This window comes from Lysinibacillus sp. NPDC097279, assembly GCF_044761745.1.
GTDB lineage: Bacteria > Bacillota > Bacilli > Bacillales_A > Planococcaceae > Lysinibacillus.
The window spans coordinates 13,844-39,718 of sequence record NZ_JBIWDA010000005.1; the positions used below are offsets into that span (position 1 = coordinate 13,844).

25 protein-coding genes and 2 pseudogenes are annotated in these 25,875 nt (G+C 34.1%); 17 read left to right on the forward strand and 10 right to left on the reverse strand.

The features are described from left to right. The first annotated feature begins 295 nt into the window (after positions 1 to 295). Together ACIQ1H_RS17905 and ACIQ1H_RS17910 are read left to right on the forward strand one after the other, a co-directional pair. Entirely contained in the window at positions 296 to 430 is a 135-nt protein-coding gene (locus ACIQ1H_RS17905; RefSeq protein WP_402890573.1) for a hypothetical protein, read from the forward strand. Between the two features lie 647 nt (positions 431 to 1,077). After that, positions 1,078 to 1,440 carry a hypothetical protein gene (locus ACIQ1H_RS17910; RefSeq protein WP_402890575.1) on the forward strand — a complete coding sequence of 121 codons (363 nt, stop codon included), beginning with the start codon at positions 1,078 to 1,080 and terminating at the stop codon, positions 1,438 to 1,440. Positions 1,441 to 2,367: 927 nt separating this feature from the next. On the opposite strand, the pseudogene ACIQ1H_RS17915 reads toward ACIQ1H_RS17910, so the two are convergent. Further along, positions 2,368 to 2,694 (reverse strand): annotated as a pseudogene (locus ACIQ1H_RS17915) (DUF3888 domain-containing protein); the annotation flags it as partial. Positions 2,695 to 2,718: 24 nt separating this feature from the next. On the opposite strand from ACIQ1H_RS17915, the gene ACIQ1H_RS17920 reads away from it, so the two are divergent. The 3 genes from ACIQ1H_RS17920 to ACIQ1H_RS17930 all read left to right on the forward strand — a co-directional run bounded on the left by ACIQ1H_RS17920 (position 2,719) and on the right by ACIQ1H_RS17930 (position 5,463). Beyond that, entirely contained in the window at positions 2,719 to 3,798 is a 1,080-nt protein-coding gene (locus tag ACIQ1H_RS17920; protein WP_402890577.1) for a hypothetical protein, read from the forward strand. Next, positions 3,761 to 4,933, forward strand: coding sequence for an RHS repeat domain-containing protein (locus ACIQ1H_RS17925; RefSeq protein WP_402890579.1), 1,173 nt, complete (start codon positions 3,761 to 3,763; stop codon positions 4,931 to 4,933). The genes ACIQ1H_RS17920 and ACIQ1H_RS17925 overlap by 38 nt, the downstream gene beginning before the upstream one ends. Positions 4,934 to 5,265: 332 nt before the next feature. Continuing rightward, positions 5,266 to 5,463, forward strand: a complete 198-nt coding sequence (locus ACIQ1H_RS17930; RefSeq protein WP_402890582.1) for a hypothetical protein — start codon at positions 5,266 to 5,268, stop codon at positions 5,461 to 5,463. 988 nt (positions 5,464 to 6,451) lie between these two features. On the opposite strand, the gene ACIQ1H_RS17935 is transcribed toward ACIQ1H_RS17930, so the two are convergent. Beyond that, positions 6,452 to 6,898 (reverse strand): helix-turn-helix domain-containing protein, encoded by a 447-nt coding sequence (locus ACIQ1H_RS17935; protein WP_402890585.1) that lies wholly within the window; start codon positions 6,896 to 6,898, stop codon positions 6,452 to 6,454. A gap of 357 nt (positions 6,899 to 7,255) precedes the next feature. After that, the gene (locus ACIQ1H_RS17940; RefSeq protein ID WP_402890588.1) at positions 7,256 to 7,726 is read right to left on the reverse strand and encodes a DUF2975 domain-containing protein; all 471 of its coding nucleotides are present in this window, start codon (positions 7,724 to 7,726) and stop codon (positions 7,256 to 7,258) included. 684 nt (positions 7,727 to 8,410) lie between these two features. Here ACIQ1H_RS17940 and ACIQ1H_RS17945 point away from each other — a divergent pair. Next, the gene (locus tag ACIQ1H_RS17945; protein WP_402890591.1) at positions 8,411 to 8,896 is read left to right on the forward strand and encodes a DUF2975 domain-containing protein; all 486 of its coding nucleotides are present in this window, start codon (positions 8,411 to 8,413) and stop codon (positions 8,894 to 8,896) included. Between the two features lie 10 nt (positions 8,897 to 8,906). Next, positions 8,907 to 9,122 carry a helix-turn-helix domain-containing protein gene (locus ACIQ1H_RS17950; protein WP_402890594.1) on the forward strand — a complete coding sequence of 72 codons (216 nt, stop codon included), beginning with the start codon at positions 8,907 to 8,909 and terminating at the stop codon, positions 9,120 to 9,122. Between the two features lie 119 nt (positions 9,123 to 9,241). On the opposite strand, the gene ACIQ1H_RS17955 is transcribed toward ACIQ1H_RS17950, so the two are convergent. Both ACIQ1H_RS17955 and ACIQ1H_RS17960 read right to left on the reverse strand, forming a co-directional pair. Then, positions 9,242 to 10,687, reverse strand: a complete 1,446-nt coding sequence (locus ACIQ1H_RS17955; RefSeq protein ID WP_402890597.1) for an MDR family MFS transporter — start codon at positions 10,685 to 10,687, stop codon at positions 9,242 to 9,244. A 188-nt stretch (positions 10,688 to 10,875) separates the two neighbouring features. Continuing rightward, the gene (locus ACIQ1H_RS17960; RefSeq protein ID WP_402890600.1) at positions 10,876 to 11,583 is read right to left on the reverse strand and encodes a DUF421 domain-containing protein; all 708 of its coding nucleotides are present in this window, start codon (positions 11,581 to 11,583) and stop codon (positions 10,876 to 10,878) included. A 351-nt stretch (positions 11,584 to 11,934) separates the two neighbouring features. Between ACIQ1H_RS17960 and ACIQ1H_RS17965 the strand changes: the two genes are divergently transcribed. The 6 genes from ACIQ1H_RS17965 (at position 11,935) to ACIQ1H_RS17990 (ending at position 17,534) form a co-directional block, all read left to right on the forward strand. After that, positions 11,935 to 12,456, forward strand: coding sequence for a GNAT family N-acetyltransferase (locus ACIQ1H_RS17965; protein WP_402890603.1), 522 nt, complete (start codon positions 11,935 to 11,937; stop codon positions 12,454 to 12,456). Positions 12,457 to 12,825: 369 nt separating this feature from the next. Next, a complete protein-coding gene (locus ACIQ1H_RS17970; protein WP_402890605.1) occupies positions 12,826 to 14,106 on the forward strand; it encodes a histidine--tRNA ligase in 1,281 nt (426 codons plus the stop codon). Next, on the forward strand, positions 14,075 to 14,644 hold the full coding sequence (locus ACIQ1H_RS17975; protein ID WP_402890608.1) for a GNAT family N-acetyltransferase: 570 nt from the start codon (positions 14,075 to 14,077) through the stop codon (positions 14,642 to 14,644). The genes ACIQ1H_RS17970 and ACIQ1H_RS17975 overlap by 32 nt, the downstream gene beginning before the upstream one ends. A 525-nt stretch (positions 14,645 to 15,169) precedes the next feature. Beyond that, positions 15,170 to 15,712 (forward strand): cupin domain-containing protein, encoded by a 543-nt coding sequence (locus ACIQ1H_RS17980; protein WP_402890610.1) that lies wholly within the window; start codon positions 15,170 to 15,172, stop codon positions 15,710 to 15,712. 254 nt (positions 15,713 to 15,966) lie between these two features. Continuing rightward, positions 15,967 to 16,905, forward strand: a complete 939-nt coding sequence (locus ACIQ1H_RS17985) for a ring-cleaving dioxygenase (RefSeq protein ID WP_402890613.1) — start codon at positions 15,967 to 15,969, stop codon at positions 16,903 to 16,905. A gap of 20 nt (positions 16,906 to 16,925) precedes the next feature. After that, positions 16,926 to 17,534, forward strand: a complete 609-nt coding sequence (locus ACIQ1H_RS17990) for a flavin reductase family protein (RefSeq protein ID WP_173479411.1) — start codon at positions 16,926 to 16,928, stop codon at positions 17,532 to 17,534. 122 nt (positions 17,535 to 17,656) lie between these two features. On the opposite strand, the pseudogene ACIQ1H_RS17995 reads toward ACIQ1H_RS17990, so the two are convergent. After that, a pseudogene (locus ACIQ1H_RS17995) lies at positions 17,657 to 18,048 on the reverse strand (RidA family protein). Positions 18,049 to 18,514: 466 nt separating this feature from the next. On the opposite strand from ACIQ1H_RS17995, the gene ACIQ1H_RS18000 reads away from it, so the two are divergent. Next, positions 18,515 to 19,558, forward strand: a complete 1,044-nt coding sequence (locus ACIQ1H_RS18000) for an AI-2E family transporter (RefSeq protein WP_173479292.1) — start codon at positions 18,515 to 18,517, stop codon at positions 19,556 to 19,558. 140 nt (positions 19,559 to 19,698) lie between these two features. Here ACIQ1H_RS18000 and ACIQ1H_RS18005 read toward each other — a convergent pair whose 3' ends face one another. Further along, positions 19,699 to 21,033, reverse strand: a complete 1,335-nt coding sequence (locus ACIQ1H_RS18005) for an MATE family efflux transporter (protein ID WP_402890617.1) — start codon at positions 21,031 to 21,033, stop codon at positions 19,699 to 19,701. Further along, positions 21,020 to 21,487 (reverse strand): GNAT family N-acetyltransferase, encoded by a 468-nt coding sequence (locus tag ACIQ1H_RS18010; protein WP_402890620.1) that lies wholly within the window; start codon positions 21,485 to 21,487, stop codon positions 21,020 to 21,022. The genes ACIQ1H_RS18005 and ACIQ1H_RS18010 overlap by 14 nt, the downstream gene beginning before the upstream one ends. Positions 21,488 to 21,571: 84 nt before the next feature. Here ACIQ1H_RS18010 and ACIQ1H_RS18015 point away from each other — a divergent pair, with 84 nt between their 5' ends. After that, positions 21,572 to 22,405: a MerR family transcriptional regulator gene (locus ACIQ1H_RS18015; protein WP_402890623.1), complete on the forward strand. Its 834-nt coding sequence runs from the start codon at positions 21,572 to 21,574 to the stop codon at positions 22,403 to 22,405. A gap of 58 nt (positions 22,406 to 22,463) precedes the next feature. Here ACIQ1H_RS18015 and ACIQ1H_RS18020 read toward each other — a convergent pair whose 3' ends face one another. Next, positions 22,464 to 22,817 (reverse strand): hypothetical protein, encoded by a 354-nt coding sequence (locus ACIQ1H_RS18020; protein WP_173479296.1) that lies wholly within the window; start codon positions 22,815 to 22,817, stop codon positions 22,464 to 22,466. Positions 22,818 to 22,838: 21 nt separating this feature from the next. Then, on the reverse strand, positions 22,839 to 23,534 hold the full coding sequence (locus tag ACIQ1H_RS18025) for a DUF2225 domain-containing protein (protein ID WP_402890624.1): 696 nt from the start codon (positions 23,532 to 23,534) through the stop codon (positions 22,839 to 22,841). 465 nt (positions 23,535 to 23,999) lie between these two features. Here ACIQ1H_RS18025 and ACIQ1H_RS18030 point away from each other — a divergent pair, with 465 nt between their 5' ends. Together ACIQ1H_RS18030 and ACIQ1H_RS18035 are read left to right on the forward strand one after the other, a co-directional pair. After that, positions 24,000 to 24,773 carry a Cof-type HAD-IIB family hydrolase gene (locus tag ACIQ1H_RS18030; RefSeq protein ID WP_402890627.1) on the forward strand — a complete coding sequence of 258 codons (774 nt, stop codon included), beginning with the start codon at positions 24,000 to 24,002 and terminating at the stop codon, positions 24,771 to 24,773. A 466-nt stretch (positions 24,774 to 25,239) separates the two neighbouring features. Next, the gene (locus ACIQ1H_RS18035; protein WP_402890630.1) at positions 25,240 to 25,836 is read left to right on the forward strand and encodes a DedA family protein; all 597 of its coding nucleotides are present in this window, start codon (positions 25,240 to 25,242) and stop codon (positions 25,834 to 25,836) included. Positions 25,837 to 25,875: the final 39 nt, after the last annotated feature.

Consider the following 25,875-nt stretch of genomic DNA (forward strand, 5'->3'; position numbering starts at 1 on the left):
ATTACATAGACATTTTTAGTTTGAACAATTACGACTTTTTTACTGGAGAAAAAAATTTTAGATATCAATTTTTACGAAGTATTTAAATACACTAGCAGTAAAGGCTGCTAGTGTATTTATTTTAACTTCAACAAAAACGGCATTATTCCTTCTTGAATCAAAAGCCTACACTTTCGATAGCTTTATGTACAATCCTACATATATGGCCCTATAATGAAAAAGGGCGATCCTTATTACTAAATCGCGCCTGATTATTGAATAACATTTATTGCCTTTATAAATGTGTCTCATGGCCATGAAATTCGTTGAAGGTGTGCTATATTTGTTGAATACGACAATAATCGGATTAGCCGATTTATTGCACAATATGGAAAATGCGCTGTTACAGGAATCGAATAAGGACTGGACGATTGGCATTGTCATCATATAAATATCGTACCATCTTTCAAAAGATGATTCATACGGGAATCTATTGATATTGCATGAATCTTTTCACCGTCTCATTCATACGAGAAAATACAAGTGTTATTAAATGCACTCATGTTAGATAAAAAGCAACTAAAAAAGTCAATGAATTGCGTGAGCAATGTCTTAACGAAGCTATCTAATTCTACATATCATCTTGCATATACATAAAATTCCGAATGAATTGGATTAGTTGGAACGCCGTATGCGGTGAAAGTCGCACGTACGGTGTGAAGTGGGGGAAAAGCTGGCGATAACGTCAAAGGCTTATCTATCACCTATAAAAACGCTTCACAGGAATAATATAGGTATTTATGTTACAGATAGATTTGATATACGAAGTTTACTATTTACGATTATTGAGGTAAAAATATGAATAATAATTTAAGTCAATCTAATGCTGGATATACAATTTTCAAATCCACTGGAGTACGACACGAATTCACAAAAATCGATTTTTAAACAAGCAGGTAACCTGCATAGAAACTCGATTCAGTTATTCTGAATGACATAGAAATGTTACCAAACGTCGCTTTGGGAACAATGAAAAATGGTCATTGGAATTTAAGATAATAGAGCTATGTATTAAGGTAAGACGAAGGAGTTGTTAATATGCCCCATGTTCATGAGTTTGGAATAATTGATAGTATAGAAGAGATTAAAGATGACATTAGATATGACCCTGAAAAATATGGTTGCATAACCGTAGATGGCGACTTTCTTGACGACCTATGTGCTACAGATTTCGGAAAAAAAATAGACAACTTACAGACATTCGCACATAGCACAGATAGACCGTATAACAATCTCTGCTATTTCGGAATAACATTGATACCACCGAATTCTCATGCTTACTTTTTAAAGATTGTGCGTGAAGCGAACGACGATTATAAATCAGAAGAACTTGAGAATTTAATGAAAAAAATTGATGAAGCAATAAAAAAAAATAAATGGATGATTCATTTTGGGGATTAATTTGGTTAATTAATTCTCACCATGCAGCATACAAAGCTATACAAAATAACGTTCCCAAATCAAAGTTTGGCTATAGTGTTTAAAAACAAAAGTGTCAATAAAATCCCTGGGAACTTTGCAGGGGTTTGTTGTATTATTGGAACATTTGAAGAATGCGAAAGGACGTATCTCGCGTGTTTTAACCTATTCACGTTTACAATACGAAATCGAATTTGATGTTAAACACGTGGATAACCGAACAATTTTGTATCATGAGCATCTTACTCGGATAAGTTCTCACATATAAAAGTAATATTATATAAGATTGTTAAAGGTGCCCTATATGCTGTTCTACTTTATCATGATGAGAACATGTGTAAGTATTTAATAAAAATTTTAAAATGGCGACAGTTCATACAGTTCATACAATACTGCATTTGATTGTACTAAAGTTTTATTAATAACGGAATGTAGATGGGACTTTTCAATTGTCTCATTTCTATTAACATAATCAGTGAACAAGAAATAAATTATTAAATAAGTTGTCTTACCATAAGCATTGCGTGATTACAATGCTTATGGTAAGACAACTTATTTTTTCTAGCTGCTGTATATTATCTCAATAATGCCGGTATTGTATCTCCTTGTAGCATGAACAAACTAAATACTACATTTTGGTTAGTGGCTTTGGGACGTAGTTATTCGCCCCGCTTAATCTGAATACCTAAAACCATCCGTTATGAGATGCCATTAAATGTTTTTATCATTAGAAACACTATAAGTGATAAATTGATACAAAAAGTACAAGCTATAATTTAGCGAGAGAATTTATCATCAACCTTTGTACCCTAACTGATGAAAAGAGGGCTAACTACTAGCGAAGAATTAATATTTATACTTAATTTTTTTAATCTTGATAAAGGCACATTTGAAAATTACTCAATATATTTATTCTTGCGGATATTTATATATCTCTAAATGAGTGTGATTTATCAGTTTAACATCAGGCCCAAAAGATATTTCATATATCATTCGGTCCTTCCCCAGAGGGATATACTGATCAACTGTTGGTTCAATTTCAAATGTAATTTGCAATATAAAGCCACGAAAACCGTTAACTCTTTTAGTTTCAATAACTTCAATTTTCCATGGAGTAACATGTGGTGTAACATCTTTGAAAATCTTCGGATAATAGTAGCTAGTTAAGTCTTTTTCAATATAAGGAGTTAGCATAATCATAAGCAAATCCTCTAATCTAAGTTCGTTTGAGTCTTTAGCCAACCTAAAACTGAATACTCATTGGATCGATTAACTGGCGTTGCAACAATTACCGACCCAGAACAAGGTGTAACAAGATATTTTGTTAACAATAATTATGTTATCGAAAAAATCATTTCTCCTGCTGGGGAGGAAAGAACTTATAAACTCGATCAAAACTACAACCTTTTGCAAGAAACAGAGACTATTGATGGTGTTTCTAAAGTTTTGCAGATGAATGAATACGATGGTAACGGTAATCTATTAAATACAACGGATGCGGAAAACAATAAGCAATTGTATACGTATACTTCATTCCAAAATGTTGAGACACATACGGATTCGGGAAATAAGGTAAGTAAGTATTGGTATGATAAAGGGAATTTAATAAAGTCAGAAATACCATCTACTTCTGGTATTGCTACGACTACTTATAAATATAAAAATTTCGGTGATTTAGAATGGATGGAAACATCTGATGGGGTTAGGGAAACCTTTGCAACAAATTATAGTGATTCCAAAAAAGTAATTACCTATACGGATGCGTTTAACAACACGACAACTACAGTGCAAGATTTGTCTGGTAACGTTTTATCATCTAAAGACGGCAAGCTAAATGAAACAAAGTATCAATATAATTTGAAAAATGAACTAGAAACCGTAACCGATGCAAATCAGCAGAAAACTGCGTACGAATATGATGGAAATGGTAATTTAAATAAGATAACGAATGCAAAAGGCTTTACTACAACATTTGAATTTAATGGTAAAAACCAAATAACGAAAGAAACAAATCCTAATAATAATGCAACTTCTTATCAATATGATGAAAATGGTGAGCTTACATTACTTCAAACAGCTAAGAATGATCGTATTGAATATAAAATTGACCAAGAAGCCCCAAGTTCCACAGTTGTTGTAAATGGAAAAGTAGTGTGGCGTTATACAAAGGATGGGGACGATCAGCTAATTTATGGAGAAAATGAATCTACTTTAAAACGGATTAGCTACTATGATAATGGATTATTAAAAACAATTGATAAAGGGGATATTGATGGTGATATCAGCTATGAATATTTAGGTGATGAATATTTTATCAAAACTGTCATTCCCAGGGTTTAAACGATATAATACATTAGAATATGAACCAGACGATGCTTATAATACTAAGCAGATAAAGTTAAACGACAATCCACTTGCAACATTTACTTATGATGTGACCGGACAATTAAAAGATACTAATTTCACAAACGGCAGCAAACTCTCAAAAGTTTATCAATCTGGTCGTTTACAAGAAGAGACATTATCGCTAGATAGTTTATCTGAATGGAATAAGTTCACATATGAGTATGATGTAAACAACAATATTAAAAGCATTACTAATAAAGTAAATTCCAGTTATGACGCTTTGAATCAGTTAACGCAAGAAGCATATATTGGTGGTCCACAAATGGACTATACGTATGATGAGGTTGGGAATCGTCTAACAAAACTCGTGAAAAATGCAGGAAAAACAGAATCTACAACGTACCAATATAATGATGCAAATCAATTATCGTATGTAAACAATCAGCAATACCTGTACGATCCAGATGGAAACTTAACAAGTGATGGAACGTATACGTATGAATGGAATGCATTTGATCAGCTAACGAAAGTAAAAAGTAATTCAGGCACTATTATTGCAGAATATGGCTATGATGAAAAAGGGAGAAGAATCTATAGTAAAGATAGTAATGGACCTATTTACTATGCTTATGATGGAGATAGCAATCGCGTTCTTTATGAAAAGGATAAAAGCTCCTCCTACGCAGTTAAAAGTTATGTTTACGATGATAACGGTCACCCACTCACAATGATTTACGAAGGCAAACCTTATCATTACCTTACAAACTATCGAGGTGATGTACTGGGGATGACAGATGCAAGTGGCAAACTTGTAGCATCTTACACATATGACGCATGGGGTAACATTTTAACGCAGAGTGGTATAGATCATATGGACTCTATCAATCCATATCGATATGCAGGATACCGTTATGATGAAGATACAAAGTTATATTATTTAATGGCACGTTACTATAATCCAGATACTGGTGTTTTCTTATCATTAGATCCTGTGCGTGGGGATACAATGAATCCCTTAACGCTGAATGGTTATAGTTATGCAAATAATAATCCAGTGATGCTTGTTGACCCAGATGGTGAATTAGCATGGGTTGTCATAGGTGCATTAACAGGAGCAGCTATTGCGTAGTTAACTTATAAGCTTGAGGTTAAATTAAAAATAAGAAAATATAACAGATCTAATTTAATCGCAATAGTAGGAACAGCAGCTGGTCTCGGTGCTTTAAATGGCGGATTATCTGGTATATATAAAGTAGGAGGGTTATTTAGATCAGCTGTAAAATTAGGTTATCTAACAGAAAAAGAAGCGAAACTATATAAAAGAATTATTCAAGGAAAACATTTTATATTAAGTGAAGCTGTAAAACTAACTAATAATAAACCAGGAAAACAAAGTTGGAAAGATTTTGCGATAGCACAGTTGAAAAAATTAGGAATTTACTTATAAAGAAGGAGAAATGTATGAATATCATCTTTATAATTTCTGGTTTAATGGCATGTACCATTTCATTAATATTTGCTATTAAAAATTTAAAAGGGGAAAATAGTACGAAAGATAAAATATTCTCGTTTATTGAATATTTTACAGATCCATTTATGGGTCCAACCGCGTTGCTTTATTTAGGAGTATTATTAATTATAGTTGGGTTTATTATCTGAGAATAATCCTCCTTTATTTTAATAAATACAGAGTGAAATTTAATTATTAAAATAAGTATCTGAGCGTTTTAATAAAAGACTAGTTTAAAAGAAAAAAACAACAGTTCCCCCGTAAATGTTAGATACAAATTTAACATTTACGGGGTCTTTATGTTTAGATATGTGTTGAAGCACTCAAATCCCTAGATTTGATGCCAATTTATGTATAGTTCAGGTTTACAGCTTTTTGATATCTGTTTATCCGAAAAATACAATATAAAGAAATCAAAGTTAAGTATTCTTGACTTTAATGATGCAAAATAAAGAGTCGTAATCACTACAAATTGTAGAAAAACAAATGTTATGGACGCATAACTTTAAGAAGAGTGGTTTATACCGTGAACTCTATTCAATGAATATCTGAATTAATGACGGTAATTTTAGAACATAATCATCCGGATTAATTATTACAAAGCATAAAATTTCTAAGATTTGCGTTCGACCTTTCAAGTTTTTATAGGTACAGTAGATATGCTTTCATTAATCGAGATTGATAATAGAACTTATACAATTAAAAGCAACCTTATTAAAAGGTAGCTCTTAGTAGGTGAAAACAGAGGGTTATGTAGCTCATAGTATAATTAATCTAAAAGCTTTTTAGTTGTAACGTATTCAAATGCCACAAAATTTATTTATATGAATATAGAGAAGTTTTAATTAATCTTTTTTATAAAAATTTTAATCAAGGAAAACCTTATCTACACATTTTGATTAATCTTTATTTAAAATGCGGAGAGTTCTTCTATTATAAAATCAACGTTTGCAACATATTTTTGATCAAACTTTATTTCAAACCAACATGTTGATTAAAGATCCTGCTATGCATGCAGGATCTTTTTTTATTCCACAAACTGGCCATATAATTGAATGACGAAGAAATATACTGAAAAAGTCCCTTCAGACTATTTTGAAGGGACTTTCCTAAATAATTAGGATAAAACTAAAAAGATCATTTGTATTTTTTGGCTAGAGATTCACTGCCAATTGCCCCAATGATCGTCATGAAAAACGGTAAAATTTGAAATAATAAAGAACTTTGTAAAAACACGATGTTTAAATCAAATAATTTATTACCTATTACAATGACGATTTTAGTTAGTATGAATAAAAATCCAATTATTAGAAGAATATCAAAAAACAATTTCCACCGTGGATAGACTAATTTTTGACTGTCTTTTATGATCTTCTCTCTCAAAGAATTATCCTCCTTTACTAATTCATCAAGAGTAATATCAAATATGTCACTTAACTTAATTAATAATTCAATACTAGGATAACTTTCTCCACGTTCCCATTTGGAAACAGATTGTCTACTAATATTAAGTTTTTCTCCAAGCTGTTGTTGTGACATATTATGCTTTTGACGTTCTTCTTTTATTTTTGAAGAAAAATACATATGATCAACTCCTATCCACAGTATATTTAATTGCACTAAAAAACAAAAGAACCGCATCGTTGCTAGGGTGTAAACTATTAGTTTCCCCTTAGAAACAGCATTTATTATTGGTTATAGCCCTGTTAATTATTTTAAGTAAAGTGGTAAAGTGACGTAATAAGCATGAACTTGAATACTATACTTACAAACGTATAAAGGAGAAATTAAAAGGATTGAGCTCGGTGACTTTACCGAATTCAATCCTTCATATACTGTCTAAATTTTGGGTGTCCTTTTAAAAAAAGAATAGGCACCCATTTTTCATGTAAGAGTCATCCTTCAGAGGGAAAATAGGTATTAAACATGAAAAATAAATTGCTACATGTTTTCTAGTATATGTTTTATAGGCTTTTGAAGTACGTCTATAATGGCAGCGATGATAGCTGTTACTAAAATTCCTATTAGACCAAGGGCTATCGGACCTGCTGCGTCTTCACCTGTGAACATAGCCAAAATCCTTAAGTAAATTATTAATAACAAAGTGAAGATAATAATTGTAAAAGCACACTTTTTAATAACCTTCAAGGATTTAATGGATAACTCAGAAATAGCATTGTTTATATTGATATAACTTAATAGTTTATATATTTGAGACAACGCAACAAAAAACGTAATGCATACTCCATAGGCACATATTAACAATGGATATATCGAGTAATCTCCTGGACGCACTTTCGCATCACGTATAGCTGCTTGAGGTAACCAATATATACACACAGCAAGTACCGCAACTCCAATCACAAAAGCAATGGTCTTTAAGAAAAAAATTGAACTTAGTTTAACATTCATTTGAAGCACCTCACTGATTTAATAATAAAATGATTTAATACGATATTAGTCTATTTTTTATCGTTTATCAATATATTTATTTTGTTTTTCATTAAATTATTGTTGTTATTCAAAAGTTTGTTTAATAATCATATAGGAATCGTACTTCAGTCAGGGGGTGCTGCAAAATCAGGTGCGATTGGCGCAAGAGGTTTAATTTTATTTCAAGCCATATTGTGGAGGATATGGCAAACGAGCCTTTGAAAAAATGTTGATGGAAATTGAAACTTTGCCAGATGGTGAAGCAGAATATGGGCTCTCTTTTATCGAACAAATAATATCATAGCTAAAACATTATACGTTTCATTTGGTTTCGTAGATACGGGAATCATTCAGGATAATTCGATGTTGGCGATTAAAAATCTAGAGGTCGAGTGTGAAGCTTAAAATATTTAACATTACTTATAAAAACAACAACGGAATGATGTGAAATTTCGCTTTTACCTGTTGCCCAGTTTTCTTTCAAATTGTAAATTTAATATTTTAAAGTAGAGGCATTTCTTTGTAATAGGAAATGCTTTTTAAATATATTTCAAGTTTGTGTAAGAACTATTTATTATATAATGATAAACAATCTATATTTATTGTAAAACAATAAATTTTATGTTAAATTAATTTTGTCATTACATAACTGAGGTGCTTAATATGAATATTAAACGAGGCTCAACTACTTTTTTAAAGGTATTTCTTTTTCTGGCTGGAATTGCAGTTCTTGCTCTATGTATATTTTTAGTGCCCCGAATAGCGAATTTTTCATCAACTTTGTATCCAAATATTGCACTAATGAAATATCCCATTTTCATTGTAATGTATGGAGCGGCAGTCCCTTTTTACTTTGCGCTCTATCAGACATTTAATCTTTTACGGTACATTGAGGAGAACACGGCGTTCTCAGATTTATCGGTAAAGGCGTTAAAAAACATTAAGTACTGCGCAGTGACAATTAGTGGTTTTTATATAGTAGGTATGCCGCTTTTTTCGTTTATAGCGAAGAAAGTTGATCCTCCTGTTGGATTTATAGGACTTATTATCATATTTGCTTCGTTCGTTATCGCTGTTTTTGCTGCTATCCTCCAACGACTTCTACAAGAAGCGATTAACATAAAATCAGAAAATGATTTAACGGTTTGAGGTGAATGATATGGCGATTATTATTAATATAGACGTAATGTTGGCAAAGCGGAAAATGAGCGTCACGGAGCTTTCAGAGAAGGTTGGTATCACTATGGCGAATCTTTCTATACTGAAAAATGGGAAGGCAAAAGCAGTTCGATTTTCAACATTAGAAGCGATATGTAAGACTTTGGATTGTCAGCCTGGAGATATTTTGGAGTACAAAAGCGATGAAGATATATAATAAAAACAGGCAATAAATTTTCATGAACGGTTGTTGATAGAAATGCTAAAGGATAGCTACATTGTATTCTTTTATAAAATAAGCTATAAAGAGTAATCTCTTTATAGCTTATTTATTCGTTATTTATGCTCATTCAATAGTTGAGTGGCTGGCTTTAAAAAGAACCAAACAATCAACAACGTGATGAGTGCTAATATAAAAGTCCCCATATAAATGTAATGTACACTAGAAGCTAATGCCTCTTGGGAATCAGTTATTACATTTGTTGTCGTTCCTCCATGTCCGCCAGAGGAAACAAGATCAAGGTGTTGAATACCATGTGCGTGGATCATCGTGTTGAACAGCGCTCCGAAAACTGCAGCTCCTAATGTTTGGCTAAACGTATTGATAAATGTATTTAAGCCAATTGCTGTACCGCGCGTTTGATTGGAAACAGCCGTTTGAATAGTTACCATGTAAATAGGTGATACAAGCCCCATACCTAATCCGAATAATCCGACGCCAACATAAATAAGGAAGGCTTGTGAATCTGCGGACAATGTAAATAATGTAAAGGCAGCTACAGATAGAACGCTAACCCCAATGAGAATGATTTGCTTCGTATTTAAGCGTCCAACTAATTTACCTGAAAAAATAGTCCCAACTGTCCACATAACAGGCAGTGGCATTAAAATGAGCCCTGCATCTGTTGCATTTTTCCCTAATACACCTTGGCTCCAAATTGGCAGATACATTGTAATACTAATAAGCATTGCACCTGAAATCAGTGTTAGTACATTAATAGTAGATAATGTACGGTTAGAGAACAGTGCTAGCGGAATTAATGGCTCTGGAGATTTCTTCTCAATAAATAAGAAAATAATAAATGACACAACGGCAAAGATTAATAGACCGATAATGGTCATGTCACCCCAGTTGTTCTTACTGCTACCTGTTAATAATGCATATAGTAGAGCAATTGCACTTAAAGAGAAGACAGTCGCACCAAGATAGTCGATATGATGCTTAGCAGGCTTAATAGATTCTTTGTAATAAATGACTATCATTATACAAGCGATAATGCCAAAAGGAACATTTAAAAAGAATATATAACGCCAAGAAAGAGAATCAACTAAAAATCCGCCTACTAATGGTCCGATAACACCAGAAATACCCCAAACGGCACTAATCCACCCCTGTGCTTTTGCACGGTCCTTCACTTCGCTATATAAGTCACCGATAATGGTCATTGTAATTGGCATAATAGCGCCTGCGCCTAGACCTTGAAGGGCACGGAAGATAATAAGCTGTTCCATTGAAGTCACAACACCGCAAAGAGCAGAGCCGACTAAAAATATTGTAGCCCCAATAAGTAAAACTTTTTTTCGACCGAATAAATCCGCTAGTTTCCCGTATATAGGCGTCGAAACGGCTGTAGCAAGCATATAAATGGCATATACCCAGCTAACAAGTTCAACACCCGATAAATCACTTGTTATACGGGGGATTGCTGTACTAATAATTGTTCCTTCTACAGCAGAAAGGAATGTCATTAACATTAATGACACTATAACTTTTTTTCTCATAAATTACCTCTATACTTCCATCTAGTTAAATTTCTTCCATATATAACTTACATTTAAATCTGCCAAATAACAAATCTAGTTTCCTAGTATGTCATACTGGAGGCTGCTAAAATTGTAGATAAAATGCAAAGAAAATCTAAGTCTAAAGGAAAACACGCGTATTTTCAATATGAGAATGAACGATTATTTTAATTCTCTTTGCTTAAATCGTCTTTTTGATCTGAATAGGTTTTAATGAAAAACCCATCGGTCTCTGACCATTCTGCATACAAAATATCTTGAATAATGGGATAGCCTTCCTTTTGCAATTCAGTATAAAGCCATTCCTTTGATTTGCCTGTATATCTTAAAATTTCTTCGTTAATTGCTCCATCATCTACAAATAGAAAATTGATTGAATCATCTTTTGGCTCTAAATTGAGCATTGCTGGTGTGACCGCATCGAATTTAGCATATTTTTTTAAGCTGACTGTACCACCTGGTTCCAAGTACAAATCACATACTTCTCGCAAAGAGAAGACTCCGTGTTGCCGTAGCATAATTCGTAATTGCTCCATCTCTAAGTGATTGGCTTCCAGTTCTTTTAAGTTGAATTCACCATCTCTAATGAGGATAGAAGATTCACCTTTTAGAAGAGCCCTTACTTTATCGTAGCGTTGTGATACATTTTCGATGATAAACAGCATGACGCCCCATACAAAAACTGCAAACCAGACATGAAACGGTGAAATTTTATTATCATAGATGCTTTCTTCTAATATGCCACCAAGAACAATGGAATAAATAAAATCAAAGGGGGTAAGCTGCGATATTTCTTTTTTGCCCAACAAGCGCGTTACAAGTAATAAAGCAATAAATCCAAAAAATAACTTCAATCCAATATTCATATATGTCATAAAATCAACTCCTCTGTACTAAATTTTTTAAGCAAAATAAGGATACGAATAACGTACCCTTCTAGTCATAGTCCAGTTCATTGTTTGAGCGCCTGTAGTGCGCACACAAACGGTTCTGAATGTCCTTATTAATTTCTAGCAAACACGGAAGTATTGATTAACGCTTTGCCTATCTTCCTCTCATATAGGTAGTGTTCTATACCCAATCTACGGAAATATTCAACCTCCGAAGCGGTGCATTAAAGCCATCATTTTAAATTCATTATTAGCAATCGTTTACCAAATATTAATAAGGTATAATATCCATATAATTTAGGTTTTAAAAATAACTAAATAGCAAAGGAAGAAATTATGAGGATTGAAAAGGGAACGGAACACAATCTTGAAGAAATTGAATCTTTATATAATGATTTAAATGATTACCTTGAGACTCATATAAATTATCCAGGATGGAAAAAAGGGGTCTATCCAATAAAAGAAACTGCACAAAATGGCATACAGGAAGGCAATTTATATGTGATGCAAGATGGGGATCATATTGTGGGCACTGTCATCTTAAGACATGAACAAGAAGCAGCTTATTCTACAGCGAATTGGCATAATAATTTCGATGATGAAGACATATTGGTAGTAAATACTTTTGCTGTACATCCTACATATCTTAATAAAGGGCTTGGAACAAAACTTATGGATTTTATTATTCAACATAGTAAAGAAATGAACATAAAAGCTATTCGTTTGGATGTATATGAAAAAAATAAACCAGCGATCAAACTTTATAGAAAATATGGTTTTGACTATATTGATACGATTGATTTGGGATACAGCAAATATGGTTTAGATAAATTTGAACTTTATCAAAAACTACTCTAAATCCAAGTTTTAACGAGCAGTTAGCTATACAGAGTAACTGCTTTTTTCTTTTTAAAGTAATTTAACAATGCAATCTGCTTGCACCTAATATTTTTGACTAAAGTCAGTATTAATAGAAAATAACGAATTGACAAAAAACATCAATTGATTTAAAGTAACGAATAATTGAATGGAGGAGATTATATGTCGATTTTAAATCGTCTACTGTCCACAACTACACATCATCATATCCATTAGTCTTGCTATCTTTATTAATTTTTTAATAATGAATAGGAAGACTATTTCCCATGAAATCGTATAACTAAGCCGAAGTTGGAGCTTATGTTTGTACGGTTTTTTTATTTTCTTAAAAACGAAGGAGTGAAGATGATGAAGAAAATGGATTATCAAAATGTTAGAGGAACACAAGATTATTTACCTGAGCAAGAGTGTATTCGTCGTAAAATTCGCCGTACATTAGAAGATACGTTTATTGCATACGGGTGTAAACCACTCGAAACACCTATTTTAAACTATACAAGTTTAATGGCATCTAAATATGCGGGGGGTGCTGAAATTTTACAAGAGATGTATGTGCTATCAGATCGTGGAGAGCGTGAACTGGCACTACGCTATGATTTAACGATTCCATTTGCAAAAGTAATAGCGATGAATCCTACATTACCGATGCCATTTAAACGTTATGAAATAGGCAAAGTGTTTCGAGACGGCCCGATTAAGGCGGGAAGATTTCGTGAGTTTACACAATGTGACGTAGATATTGTAGGGGTTGATTCACAAGCAGCAGAGGCAGAATTGATGATAATGGCTTTAGATGCTTTTGAAGAGTTGGAACAAAATGTTGTGATTCAATATAACAACCGCAAGTTATTAGTAGGCTTACTTAGTATTTTCGGTGTAAATGCAGATGCCCAAAGTCGAGTGATTTTAATACTAGATAAAATTGAAAAAGTCGGGAATGCTGCTGTTCTAAAGGAGTTAAAGGAATTAGGCTTAGACGCATTGGTACTAAAAAATATCGAAGATTTTTTATTGGATAATAGCAAAACTACACTTGCTTATTTTGCTCAATATAAGGAACCCTCCATTCAAGAAGGTTTAGCAGAAATGCTAGAACTAGAACGATACTTAAATATGCTGGGCATTTCGCAAAGTTGTTTATTTAATCCCTTACTAGCGCGCGGGCTAGAAATTTATACAGGTACGATTTATGAAATTTTCGTAAGCGATGGCCTTATGACATCGAGTATTGGAAGTGGAGGACGCTATGATAATGCAATTGGTGGCCTGTTGGGAGGAACAGAAAGGTTTGCCACGGTAGGTATTTCATTTGGGTTGGACGTTATATTTACTGCCATGATGTTGGGCGAGCGAAAGAAACAGGAAACATTCGTTGATATTTATATTATCCCAATAAATACAGTAGCGGAGTCTCTTGTATTAGCAAAGGAATTGCGGAAAGCGTATCGTGTGGAAGTAGAACTCAATGGAAAAAAGGTAAGAAAAGCAATGGATAAAGCGAATCGAGACAATATTCCATTCGTCATTGTGTTAGGAGAGGAAGAAGTGAAGCAAAATCAATATATTATAAAGAACATGGATACTGGAGAGACCTCTATTGAAAAATTTGTTTTCGATTCATACATTTAATATTTCTTCAATAACAGACGTAAGGGGAGACATGATGGAAATTCGTATTTTAAATAAATCAGATGCTCAGTCGTATCAAGAAGTGCGATTAAGTGCATTACAAATTAATCCAGAGGCATTTGGTTCAACCTATGAGCGTGAAGTAAACTTTTCATTGGAAACCGTCGCAGAGCGATTAGAAACAACGAACGATAAATTTGTTCTCGGTGCTTTTAATGACAACAATTTGTTAGTTGGAATCGTTACTTTTATGCGCGAGAGCAATATGAAAACAAGTCATAAAAGTAATATATTCGGCATGTATGTAGCTCCTGAAGGTAGAGGGCAAGGGGTAGGTAAATTACTTATGCGTAAGTTAATAGAGAGGGCTAAAGGTTGTGAAGGTTTGGAGCAAATTAAGTTAACAGTCGTCTCTGACAATATACCAGCCAAGACATTATATACGTCTTTAGGCTTTGAGGTGTTTGGTGTAGAACGAAATGCCCTTAAATTTAATGGACAGTATTTTGACGAGGATTTAATGGTTTTACATATTTAAGTGCAAAAATGAGAAGTAATACTCACGAGATATTCTGCAAAAATACTTTTAAGAGGGTAGAGTATTTTTGCGATATCAGCAGCATAAAAATTAAATACTAGATTCTTTTTGTTATTTAGTCATCTACTATTAATAGAGGTATTTTTTGCACAACAAAGGGGGAGAAAGGGTTGATTCTCTTTTTAGAGAACGTAAAAGGTTTTGCATTCTTAATAATAATACTTTCAAGTTTTGTTTATTGTAGACAACTAAAGCTAACGAAATGGAAAAGAAAGCTGTCGAAGGGCGAAATGGTGATGTATTTACTTACTTCAATAGCACTTCCTGTCTATGTGATTCTTTACTATGCTCAGCTTTTCGGGACGTGAAAACTGGCTATTTATGCTCTAGCCTTTTATCTAAGAAACAAGTTCTCTATCTATCTTGCTCAGATAGAACTGTAGCTTTGCTTACTCCTACAGCGTGGGGACATTTCATCAAACAGAAGCATAGGATACTTTTATAATCTGTGAGAGGATTGAGAAAATGTACTATGTGCCTTATTATGTAAATGTCCCAATGTATAACTACGGTAATCAGCCTATGCACTTGCCTGTTCCTTACGAGGCAGTCCTTCCTAATCAAGCAGGCTATGGTAATCATAATCAATTGACTACCGATTTTGGAAAAAAACCTTTTGTGGTTGATATGGAAGAGGCAACTAAGCTTAATAATACGTACCGTACAGCTATTTGGTCAGGAGATCATTTGCAAATAACGGTTATGAGTCTTCATGTTGGGGAGGATATTGGTTTAGAAATGCATCCAGATGTTGATCAGTTTTTATATATAGAACAAGGGCAAGGGGTTACTCAAATGGGGAGTAGTAAAGATAATTTAACCTTTGCTAGAAATGTCTATGATGATTATGCCATCGTCATACCCGCTGGAACATGGCACAATGTAACCAATATAGGAAATGAGCCACTAAAGCTATTTTCGATTTATGCTCCTCCTAACCATCCATTTGGGACAGTTCATCCTACAAAAGCAGATGCAATGGCTGCGGAAGCGGGTTATGGTCATTAGCAAATGATAGATTTTTAATGATAGGCAAAGTTGTTGAAGCAACTTTGCTTTTTTATATGCTATGAAAAATCAATTTTAGCAGAGTGATTGACGAAACAAAAAATACCGTGTTATAATTATCTCGAATTCAAGATAAATTAATTCGAGATATTAATGTAGGTTTACAAATTGTTTCTTGTTAGAAGTTTGAAGTAACACATTCTTAGAAATTATTACAAGAGAAAGCAAATTATTTGCAGAGGAGAATGGTCATTATGAGCAAACATACAGAAGGTATTCACCATATTACAGCTATTGTTGGGCATCCGCAGGAAAATGTTGATTTTTATGCAGGAATTTTAGGTTTACGATTAGTCAAACAAACGGTCAATTTTGACGACCCAGAAACATATCATCTTTACTTTGGTAACAGTGCTGGGCAACCAGGTACCATTATTACATTTTTCCCTTGGGCAAATGCTTATAAAGGACGAATCGGTGATGGACAAGTTGGCGTTACAACATATGAGGTACCAGAGGGGGCATTGCCTTTTTGGATTAATCGTCTTGCGAAATTTTCTATTCCATTCAAAAAAGCTGAACGCTTTGGCGAACAAGTCGTGCAATTTGATGATCCGCATGGACTTCATCTTGAATTAGTTGCACGTGCAGAAGGCAAATTGAATAATTGGACAATTGGCGAGGTTACACAAGAGGTTGCAATAAAAGGGTTTGGTGGAGCAACACTTTATTCAAGTCGTCCTCAAGAAACAGAAAAGGTCTTAACAGAGGTAATGGGGCTTGAAAAAATCGCAACAGCAGGGGAATATGCCCGCTTTAAATCAAGCGCCGCTATTGGAAATATTATTGATTTAAAAACGGTACCTGGCATACGTGGTCAAATGGGTGTTGGAACAGTTCACCATATTGCTTGGCGCGCAAAGGATAATTCAGATCACTTAGAGTGGCAAGAGTATGTAATGAATCATGGACAACATGTAACAGAAGTAAAAGATCGTAATTATTTTAATGCGATTTATTTCCGTGAAGCAGGGGAAATTTTATTTGAAATTGCGACAGACCCTCCAGGATTCGCACATGACGAAACAGCTGAAACAATGGGTAGTCAATTAATGTTACCATTGCAGTATGAGCCACATCGTGAACAGTTGGAAAGAACATTAATACCAATCAAAGTTCGTTCGGTTGATTGATAAAAAGGGGGATGGATCTTTTGATTTCGATTGATCCTAAGAAAAATACAGAGCGTGAAAACTATAAATTATTAACTGGTAGTATTATTCCGAGACCGATTGCCTTTGTGACGACAAAGTCAGAGCAAGGTGTTATAAATGGCGCACCGTTTAGTTATTTTAATATCGTATCATCTAACCCGCCGATGATTTCTTTAGCCATTCAAAGATCAAAAGGGTACTTAAAAGATACTGCTCGTCATATTCAGTATCAAGGGCAATTTGTTGTGCATATTGTAGATGAAGATAATGTTAGCCAGGTTAATGAAACAGCGGCTGCTCTGCCTGTAACTGAGAGTGAAATTGAAAAGGCCAACTTGAGTCTTATAGACAGTCATTGTATTAATGTACCTGGTGTTAAAGAGGCGAAAGTTCGGATGGAGTGTCGCTTAGTACAGACAATCCCTTTACTGAATGGGGAGGAGCGGACAGGCGATTTATTTATCGGCGAAGTCGTACATTTTCATTTAGACGACACGATTTATTTTGATGGAAAGATTAATCCAAGAGCACTAAAGGCTGTTAGCAGGCTTGCAGGATCGAGTTATGCAAAAATAGGAGAGCTTTTTGAAATAGAACGTCCTAATTAATCAGAATGAAAATTTGGACAAAAAATATGCTTGTGAATGGAGTGTACGAGAAATCGACGGGTCTCCATTCATGAGCTATTCTTCTCCTTGAACGGATAAGTTCAAGGTCCATGTAACCTCGGTTATTGCATTTCCTGGCATGCCCAAGCATCAATCTCCACCTTGAATACTGGCGCAGCAAGTGCTACTACATACAACATCGTCATACATGGGACGTGATCGCCAAAAAAGTCAGTCATCACTTTTTTTCTTTCTGTTGAGTCGAAATCCCCAACTAAGTAAAAAACCACCTTTGTTAGATCATCAACCGTCATGCTAGCACTTTCGAGATTTTTTTAATATTGTTAAGTGCTAACTTCAATTGAGCTATTGGATTTTCAGGCACAGTGCCGTCAACTTCCATTCCTATTTGTCCCGATAATGTTAGCCATTTATTGGGCCCTGTAATTTCTATTTGGTGTTCGTATGGTGCAACAGGTTGATGAACTTCCTTGGGATTTCTTGAGATTTTCATTTAATCAATCCTTATCTGGTCGTATTTAGTGAAATTTCTAAAATATCGTACGAAAATTAACATAAAACCATTAATTTGATGCTGTTTACAAAAGAAGTTACTTTGGATATCGCAGTTTATAGGGTTATAATAGAAGTAATAAAAATAAGGCTTTAACGCTGGTATAGCTTTCAATACACTATGATTAATTGTATTGTCTTTCATTTTAATTTGAAAAGTGTAAAAAATCTATTATATATGGATTTACTTCTTGGATTAGGAATTGTTATGAGTAAGAAAACATCCTATTGTTATATTTTATAGAGTAATAGAAATACTCTTCTAGACAGAGATTTTTTCCAGTAGCTCAAATAATGACATGAAAATTATATATATTGATAACTACTATTTTGTCTGCTTGCTTAATAATATCCTATTTTGTAAGTAGGCAGTTGAGGCGGAGCCGTTTTGTGGAAGGAGCGAATGCATGAGTAATTTTTTTCGAAGTAATGGATTTAAACGTTTTATTATTCTAGCAGGAATCGCTGTTGCATTATATTTAATGCGCAGTATGATTAACCTTATTCTTCTCACATTCATTATGACCTACTTAATGAATGAGCTCTCTACTAAGGCGACTAAAGAGTTTAGACGTATTGCGCCAATCAATGAAAAAGCGATGATAGTTACGCTGTATTTATTACTTGTTGCCGGGATCATTGCTGTTATTTATAAGTATTTGCCTGTTGTGACCCAACAGATAACACAGCTGTTTGATTTAATTGCAGCCTTTAATCTCAATCCGAATGATAATGAGATTGCGAGATATTTAGCCCCAACATTTGAGAAGATTGAACTCGGTAAATATTTGGAGCAAGGTGTAGACATTACACTTAAAAATTTAACGAACATTGGTAAGGTCATTTTGCACGTTTTCATAGCACTTATTTTGAGTTTGTTCATTCTTCTGGAGAAGAAGCGAATTATTGAATTCACTGCAAAATTTAAAGATAGTAAAATTGGTCCGCTTTACGATGAGTTAACGTATTTCTCTAAAATATTTATTCGTTCTTTTGGTAAAGTGATTGAAGCACAATTTATCATTGCTGCGGTCAATTGTGTTTTATCTGTTATAGCGCTCTCGATCATGGGCTTCCCGCATTTAATTGCACTCGGAATAATGCTTTTCATCTTAGGTTTAATTCCTGTAGCAGGGGTTATTATTTCATTAGTTCCGTTGAGCATTATCGCTTATAGTATTGGTGGCCCGATGTACATTGTCTACATTCTTATTATTGTAGTGGTGCTACATGCAATCGAGGCATATTTCCTAAATCCAAAGCTCATGTCTGCTAAAACGAATCTCCCTATTTTTTATACATTTATTGTAATCCTTTTCTCAGAGCAATTTCTTGGGGTATGGGGACTTATTATCGGGATTCCGTTATTTATGTTCTTGCTCGATGTTCTAGGTGTAACGTCCACCGAGGGAGAACCTAAACAATCTGTAGCTATAAAAGTAAATAAGTAAATTAAAAAAAGGAAGCATCGCTCTAGGCGCATGCTTCCTTTTTAAGGTGCCAGGCACTCAAACAATTCTCAAACAATTATTGTAGTTGATGCGGAAAGCGCCGCTTGTAACGCAAATCAACGATAGCAGTATATTACCCGTTAGTTGGAAAAAACCGCCTGCGGCTTTCTTCGGATATATAAGAAAATCAGCAATGCAGTAATACCTTCAGCGACGGGGAAAGTCCACCAAATTGCTTGTGCGCCTAATAATTTAGGAAGCAATAAGAGCGCTGGAATAAATAAAATAATACTGCGTAGTAACATAATAGTTGTTGCAAGACGAATCTTTTCAATAGATTGGAAAAACTCCGCAAGTACCATATTTAAGCCTAAAAAAACATAGCCAATTGCAAATTGAACAAAACCTTGGGTTGCTATATGGCGAATTTCAAACGTACTATCGCCGAATAGGGCTATTAATTGGGAAGGGAATAGCATAGCAATGATGGCAATGCTTAATCCAAGTATAAGAGCAGTTGCTAAACCAATTTTCAAAAGTGCAGTTAATCGCTTTGTTAATCTGGCACCATGGTGGTAGCTGACAAGAGGTTGTAGAGCCATACCGATACCTAGGAATACGGTTAATAATACTGTATGAATATAGTTAACCATTGCATATGCTGTTACACCGTTTGCACCAAGGTAGTGCAAAAACGATACATTATATAAAATCACGATAATCGCCATAGAAGCCTCTACGATAAAGCTTGGTAAACCGATGGCAAATATTTTCTTCAAATCGGATAAGTTGAAAAACGTAGATACAAATTTTAATTCAGATTGCTTTCGGAAGAAATGGAGACATAGCACCGACATGCCGATGATTGTAGAGATTGCTGTCGCTAAGGCGCAACCTTTTACACCGTAATGGAGCACGAAAATAAATACGTAGTTTAATATAATATTTAAAATGGATGTAGTAATTAAACCCATCATTGCGAGCTTTGGATTTCCATCATTGCGAATAAAAATACTTAGTAAGTTTTCGATTGTGTAAAAGACACCAAATATTAAAATTACATGTAAGTATTCTTGTACATAAGGATAAGTAACATCACTTGCCCCAAAAATATAGGCAATTTCTTTTAAGTTAAATAAAAGTACTAGCACTAAAGTTAAAACTACTGCAAGCATTGATGTAAACGCTAGTGTAAAAAGCTGATGTGCTCGTTTTTTATTGCCCTCCCCAAGTGAAATGGAGTACAAAGTGGCACCACCCATACCAATCCATAGGGAAATTGATAATAAAATGGAGAAAATCGGCACGGCAATATTGACGCCTGCTAGAGCGGTCGGGCCAACTCCGTGACTGACAAATATACCATCAACTAAAATGTTTACAGACATGAGTAGCATCCCAATCATCGCTGGGAATAAGTAAGATAAAAACAATGGCTTTAACGGTCTTGTTTCAATTGGATTAATTGTCGTCATGAGCAAGTACCTCTCTTACCATCACCTTTTCGCCCTTTTCATCTAATTCGCCGTTAAAGACGAATCCAAACTTTTTATAGAGCTGAATGGCTACTTTATTGTTGTCATAGACGCTTAAAAATATTTTTTGGCAATTGTATTTTGCTTGTAAGAAATTGATAAGCTGTTGTAAAAAGTGCTTTCCAAGTCCTTTATGCTGATAACGCTCGTCAATTAGATAGCGGTCTAGCCAAACGCGTTGTGTATCATCCTCATGTGGAAATACACCATACATTGCGAAGCCTACTGCGATATCCTCCTTATACAAACCAACTGGAACAAAGCGTCGATCGTCATGTGCCTCATCTAAGCACTCCTGTGTACTTTCAATAAAGTTCTGCTGATTGTCAGCGATGTGTAAAGCTAATACTTCTTCTTTGTTTAAAGCTGTGATGTCACGTATTTCCGTGAACATAATGTCAAAACCTTTCTAAATTTATTGTGAATAGCTACAATCTAAAGTATATAGTAACTATATAGTCAAGGAAGGAAACTTAAAATGCTTAATAAAAACGTAAAATATTTTACAACAGGTGAATTTGCTAAGCTTTGTAAGGTTAATAAACAAACGCTTATTTACTATGATCAAATCGGTCTTTTATCACCAATTATGAAAGATAGTAAGGACTATCGTTATTATTCCATCGCACAATATGATTTTTTTAGCGTTATTGAATTATTAAAAACGCTTGGTATGTCTTTAAAAGAAATTCAAAAGTATATGTCAGATAAATCACCAGAAAATTTTCTAGATTTAATGCGTCAGCAAAAGGAGCTTGTGGCAAAAAAAAGGCGAGAGCTTGAAATGATTGAAAGTATTATTGAGGTGAAAATAGAGACAACAGAGGAAGCGATGCATATAGATTTTGACAGTATGACGATTGGGCATTTCCCTGAGGAGACATTATATTTAAGCAAAAATATTGAAGATTCCACGGAGGAACAGTTTGTAAAGGCGGTCTCAGATTTTATCGATGAATTGGATCGCTCGCAACTTGATACAGGTTATCCAATTGGAGGCATCACCAAAAGAGAGCAAGTTTTAGCTGGTAACTATGATAATTATTGTTACTTATATATGGAACAGCCCCAACCACAAGAAGGGCATCCTTATTTTAAGGCGATTGAAGGCGATTTTATTATTGGTTACCATATCGGGTTATCAACGACGCTTGGGCAAACGTATGAAAGATTATTTAAGGTTATGGAAGAAAACGGCTACGAGCTTGGACAGTACGTGTATGAGGAATATATTTATGATGCGGTTATTAAAAATCGAGAGGAAGACTATGTAACGAAAATTATGATGGAAATAGTCAAAAAGGCAAAGTAGCCTTGCAAAAAAAGAAGCTACCTATACACGATATAGGTAGTTTCTTGTGTTCAAAGATTTATTTGTAATGGTAAGTGCTAGCTCTTGAATTATTGCGTTGAATTTTATTAAACCACGCTTGATCTTTTTCTTCTTGCTGTAAGGTGTTAACGATGGATGAGGAACAATTAACACAAATTTTGGCTTGTGTAATTTTACCGCATCGTTCACATGGTGCGCCAAGATTAGGAAAGATAGAGGTTTTTAACTTGCCTGTCTTCACCCATTTATAAAGTAAGTCTGATGAAATACCTGTTAACGCAACAATTTCATCATTCGTTAAGTGCCGATTATTTTTTCGTAATAAAAAATGGTGTAAATCTGAAAAAACATCTTCTTCGCGAGCGTCTATTTTCTTTCCGAACAGCAGCATTCGATTCCTCTCCCTTCTCAATTATTTAATGATTTCTTGTTTATTTTCTGGAACATTATCGGGTTGTTCGTCATATTTATAGTTTTCCCAACGAGTACGAGCTAATTTACGATATTTATTGGAGACATTGCGATCCGCGATTAACCGAGAAAATCCTTTTTTTGCTTCTACAATATCACCGAGTCGAAGACTTAATTCGGCATGTAAGTATTGAATTCGTTCACTGCCTTCTTGATTGGACGCAAAAGATTTACTGTAAAAATCTCTTGCTGCATATAAGTAGTGATTTTCAGATTCACTTTCATTTTTTAAACGATACAGCCATGCTATTTTTATTGCGATATTAGCCATTAAAAGTGCCTCTTCCATTGAAGCCTTTGCTACGAGATAGGCTAATTTATAGCTAACAATCGCATCGTCCAAAGTGCGTTCACGACAAATATTCATTGGCTTATGTAGTTCTTTAATATACAATTCATCAATTAGTAGCAAGAACGGTCCATAAGTTCTCGTCATAGATTTATGGTAAGCATATCCACAATGTGGACATACAGCAACTTCATATAGAAGTGGATTCAAGCCTTCATAAACGGGCATAAAATCCGTTTGTTCTTCGATTATTTTAAAACGATTTGGTCGTACCTTATATGTTGTATATTGTTTTTTGCAAAATTTACATTCCACATTACTTTCGTAGTAGTAAATATTAAAACCCATATGAACCAACTCCTCTGTGTCGAGTTTTTAACATTTCTTTAGTTCTATTTAAATAGGGGGAATACTCGTTCAATATATGTAATGGATTTTCTACTATTTTAGCAATTCTATGTTTTTTGGTATACTCCTTCAACGTGATTAAAGTAGTACCAAGAAAAAAATATATTTTTTTATGTAAAGGGAATGTTTGCTTTAAATATACTAGCAATAGTATTTATCGGTGGTACATAGGGAAAAGTTAACTGTTTTAAATCTACTTTATTAAATTAAGTCTGACATACCTAAAAAGCTCTTTTTTATAAAAAAATTTAAGTAGTTTTATTATAATACACATAGGATAAATTTACTATTCAATAATATGGTTTTAAATAAGGAGTTTAAGGAAGTGGAAAGCTACTGTTTTCTTTATTTTCGAGTACAATAATTTCTATATTTTCTTATTTAATTGAAAGGGGCTAGATTGAAATGGACTGTAAAATTATTTTCTTTGATGTGGATGGTACGCTCATCAATTATGGCGATGGTTGTATTGAATCGAGTACAAAGAACGCTCTACAAATAGTAAGAAACAAAGGAATTCGATTAGTTGCTGCAACAGGAAGACCACTATCTATGTGCCATCGTTTACTAGAACTAGGTATCGATACGTTTATTACTGCGAATGGGGCTTATACTCGGCATGGTAATCAAATAATCCATAGCATGCCCATCGCACAAGATGTCGTACAAAGTGTAAAAGCGTTTGCTGATAATAATCGGGATAGCCTGACATTTTTTACTGACCACTTATTCATGAATAATGTTCGTCATCAAGCAACATTAAAGGCAATGAAGGAGACATTATCTTTAAATGACTATCCTCCCACGAATCATAATATTTTAAATGAGCAAGTTTACTTAATGTGTTTATATGCCAATGAGCAAGTGGAGAAAAAGTACATAACACAATTTCCAAATTTAAAGTTTGAACGATGGCATCCGACAATTATGAATGTGCTACAAGATGATGTATCAAAATCCATCGCTGTTGACGCGGTGCTAAAATATTTCAACATCCCTCGAGAAGAAGCAATTGCTTTTGGAGATGGAGAGAATGATATTGATATGTTAGAGCAAGTTGGATACGGTATTGCGATGGGAAATGGCAGTGTCGCATTAAAAAATGTTGCTGATTATGTCACGTTAAACTCGGATGAAGGTGGCATTGATTATGCATTGCGTAAGCTCCAACTTATCTAGAGTATTAAATATTATTAGAAATAAAATATTTCTGCTATCGTAATGGCCCCTAAGAGAACCTTTTTAGCTTTTAACATCTACTTCCATAGTATGTGCTCAACGCTACTTATATTTTGGATAGACAGGAATGTTATTAGATTGTATGAATAAATTGGAGTAGATGATCTCGTTACCATTGTCACATGTATTTAGATTTCAGTCAGCATATCCGTCACTGGTGGCAGTAATGAAAATGAAGTGATGTGAAATAGAAATTTAGACTGAAAGAGATAGGAGGATACGGTAAAGAGAGTAATTTTTAAAAACTGAATTTATCGAAAATAAAGTTATGATGATTGTACAATATTAATATACATGTAATAATGATTAAACCTATACAAAAGTAATTGATAGAAAAAATTGACTTTAAGAGGCTTATGGTAAGCTAAGATATTGGGAAAATTAAGGCTTTAGGTGGGGTAAATTTATGGTGCATCACGTGCAATCTCTTATTGAACATTACGGGTATTTCGGAATCATTCTTATACTAGTTGGAGGGATTGTCGGGCTGCCACTTCCTGACGAAATTTTTTTAACCTATGTAGGATATAATGTTTATCGTGAAAATTTAGAACATATTCCTGCATTAATAAGTGCTGCAGTGGGAGCAGCAGGAGGCATCACCCTCAGCTACTTTGTTGGGCGTCGATTTGGGTTACCGCTATTACAAAAATATGGGCCGAAAGTTCATATCACTGCACAAAAAATTGAGTTTACGAAAAAACTGTTTGAAAAGATAGGGCCTGTCCTATTATTAATTGGCTATTTTATACCTGGTGTTCGTCATCTAACAGCATATATTGCAGCTATTAATAATTATCCCTATAAAAAGTTTGCTGTTTATGCATATGCAGGTGCAATAATATGGACTTTCACCTTTATTACTTTAGGGAAAGTACTCGGAAATAAATGGCGTTTTGTTGGAATGTATTTATCTCAATACAGCCTATATGCCATATTGGTGTTTATCGTATTAATGCTGATTGTTTACTATGTATTTAAAAAAAGAAATACTATTAAATAAATAGTAAAAAAAGGTCTGCTTCAAATGTTTATTTGGCAT

Excerpts from the sequence above, each read along its gene's own strand:
- ACIQ1H_RS17985 (WP_402890613.1), top strand. The coding sequence starts at position 15,967 with ATGAGCAAACATACAGAAGGTATTCACCATATTACAGCTATTGTTGGG.
- ACIQ1H_RS17980 (WP_402890610.1), top strand. The coding sequence starts at position 15,170 with ATGTACTATGTGCCTTATTATGTAAATGTCCCAATGTATAACTACGGT.
- ACIQ1H_RS17955 (WP_402890597.1), bottom strand. The coding sequence starts at position 10,687 with ATGAGAAAAAAAGTTATAGTGTCATTAATGTTAATGACATTCCTTTCT.
- ACIQ1H_RS17925 (WP_402890579.1), top strand. The coding sequence starts at position 3,761 with ATGAATATTTTATCAAAACTGTCATTCCCAGGGTTTAAACGATATAAT.
- ACIQ1H_RS18000 (WP_173479292.1), top strand. The coding sequence starts at position 18,515 with ATGAGTAATTTTTTTCGAAGTAATGGATTTAAACGTTTTATTATTCTA.
- ACIQ1H_RS18005 (WP_402890617.1), bottom strand. The coding sequence starts at position 21,033 with ATGACGACAATTAATCCAATTGAAACAAGACCGTTAAAGCCATTGTTT.
- ACIQ1H_RS17910 (WP_402890575.1), top strand. The coding sequence starts at position 1,078 with ATGCCCCATGTTCATGAGTTTGGAATAATTGATAGTATAGAAGAGATT.
- ACIQ1H_RS18035 (WP_402890630.1), top strand. The coding sequence starts at position 25,240 with ATGGTGCATCACGTGCAATCTCTTATTGAACATTACGGGTATTTCGGA.
- ACIQ1H_RS17945 (WP_402890591.1), top strand. The coding sequence starts at position 8,411 with ATGAATATTAAACGAGGCTCAACTACTTTTTTAAAGGTATTTCTTTTT.
- ACIQ1H_RS18020 (WP_173479296.1), bottom strand. The coding sequence starts at position 22,817 with ATGCTGCTGTTCGGAAAGAAAATAGACGCTCGCGAAGAAGATGTTTTT.
- ACIQ1H_RS17970 (WP_402890605.1), top strand. The coding sequence starts at position 12,826 with ATGAAGAAAATGGATTATCAAAATGTTAGAGGAACACAAGATTATTTA.
- ACIQ1H_RS17965 (WP_402890603.1), top strand. The coding sequence starts at position 11,935 with ATGAGGATTGAAAAGGGAACGGAACACAATCTTGAAGAAATTGAATCT.
- ACIQ1H_RS18030 (WP_402890627.1), top strand. The coding sequence starts at position 24,000 with ATGGACTGTAAAATTATTTTCTTTGATGTGGATGGTACGCTCATCAAT.
- ACIQ1H_RS17930 (WP_402890582.1), top strand. The coding sequence starts at position 5,266 with ATGAATATCATCTTTATAATTTCTGGTTTAATGGCATGTACCATTTCA.
- ACIQ1H_RS17960 (WP_402890600.1), bottom strand. The coding sequence starts at position 11,583 with ATGACATATATGAATATTGGATTGAAGTTATTTTTTGGATTTATTGCT.
- ACIQ1H_RS18025 (WP_402890624.1), bottom strand. The coding sequence starts at position 23,534 with ATGGGTTTTAATATTTACTACTACGAAAGTAATGTGGAATGTAAATTT.
- ACIQ1H_RS17935 (WP_402890585.1), bottom strand. The coding sequence starts at position 6,898 with ATGTATTTTTCTTCAAAAATAAAAGAAGAACGTCAAAAGCATAATATG.
- ACIQ1H_RS17940 (WP_402890588.1), bottom strand. The coding sequence starts at position 7,726 with ATGAATGTTAAACTAAGTTCAATTTTTTTCTTAAAGACCATTGCTTTT.
- ACIQ1H_RS18010 (WP_402890620.1), bottom strand. The coding sequence starts at position 21,487 with ATGTTCACGGAAATACGTGACATCACAGCTTTAAACAAAGAAGAAGTA.
- ACIQ1H_RS18015 (WP_402890623.1), top strand. The coding sequence starts at position 21,572 with ATGCTTAATAAAAACGTAAAATATTTTACAACAGGTGAATTTGCTAAG.
- ACIQ1H_RS17905 (WP_402890573.1), top strand. The coding sequence starts at position 296 with ATGAAATTCGTTGAAGGTGTGCTATATTTGTTGAATACGACAATAATC.
- ACIQ1H_RS17950 (WP_402890594.1), top strand. The coding sequence starts at position 8,907 with ATGGCGATTATTATTAATATAGACGTAATGTTGGCAAAGCGGAAAATG.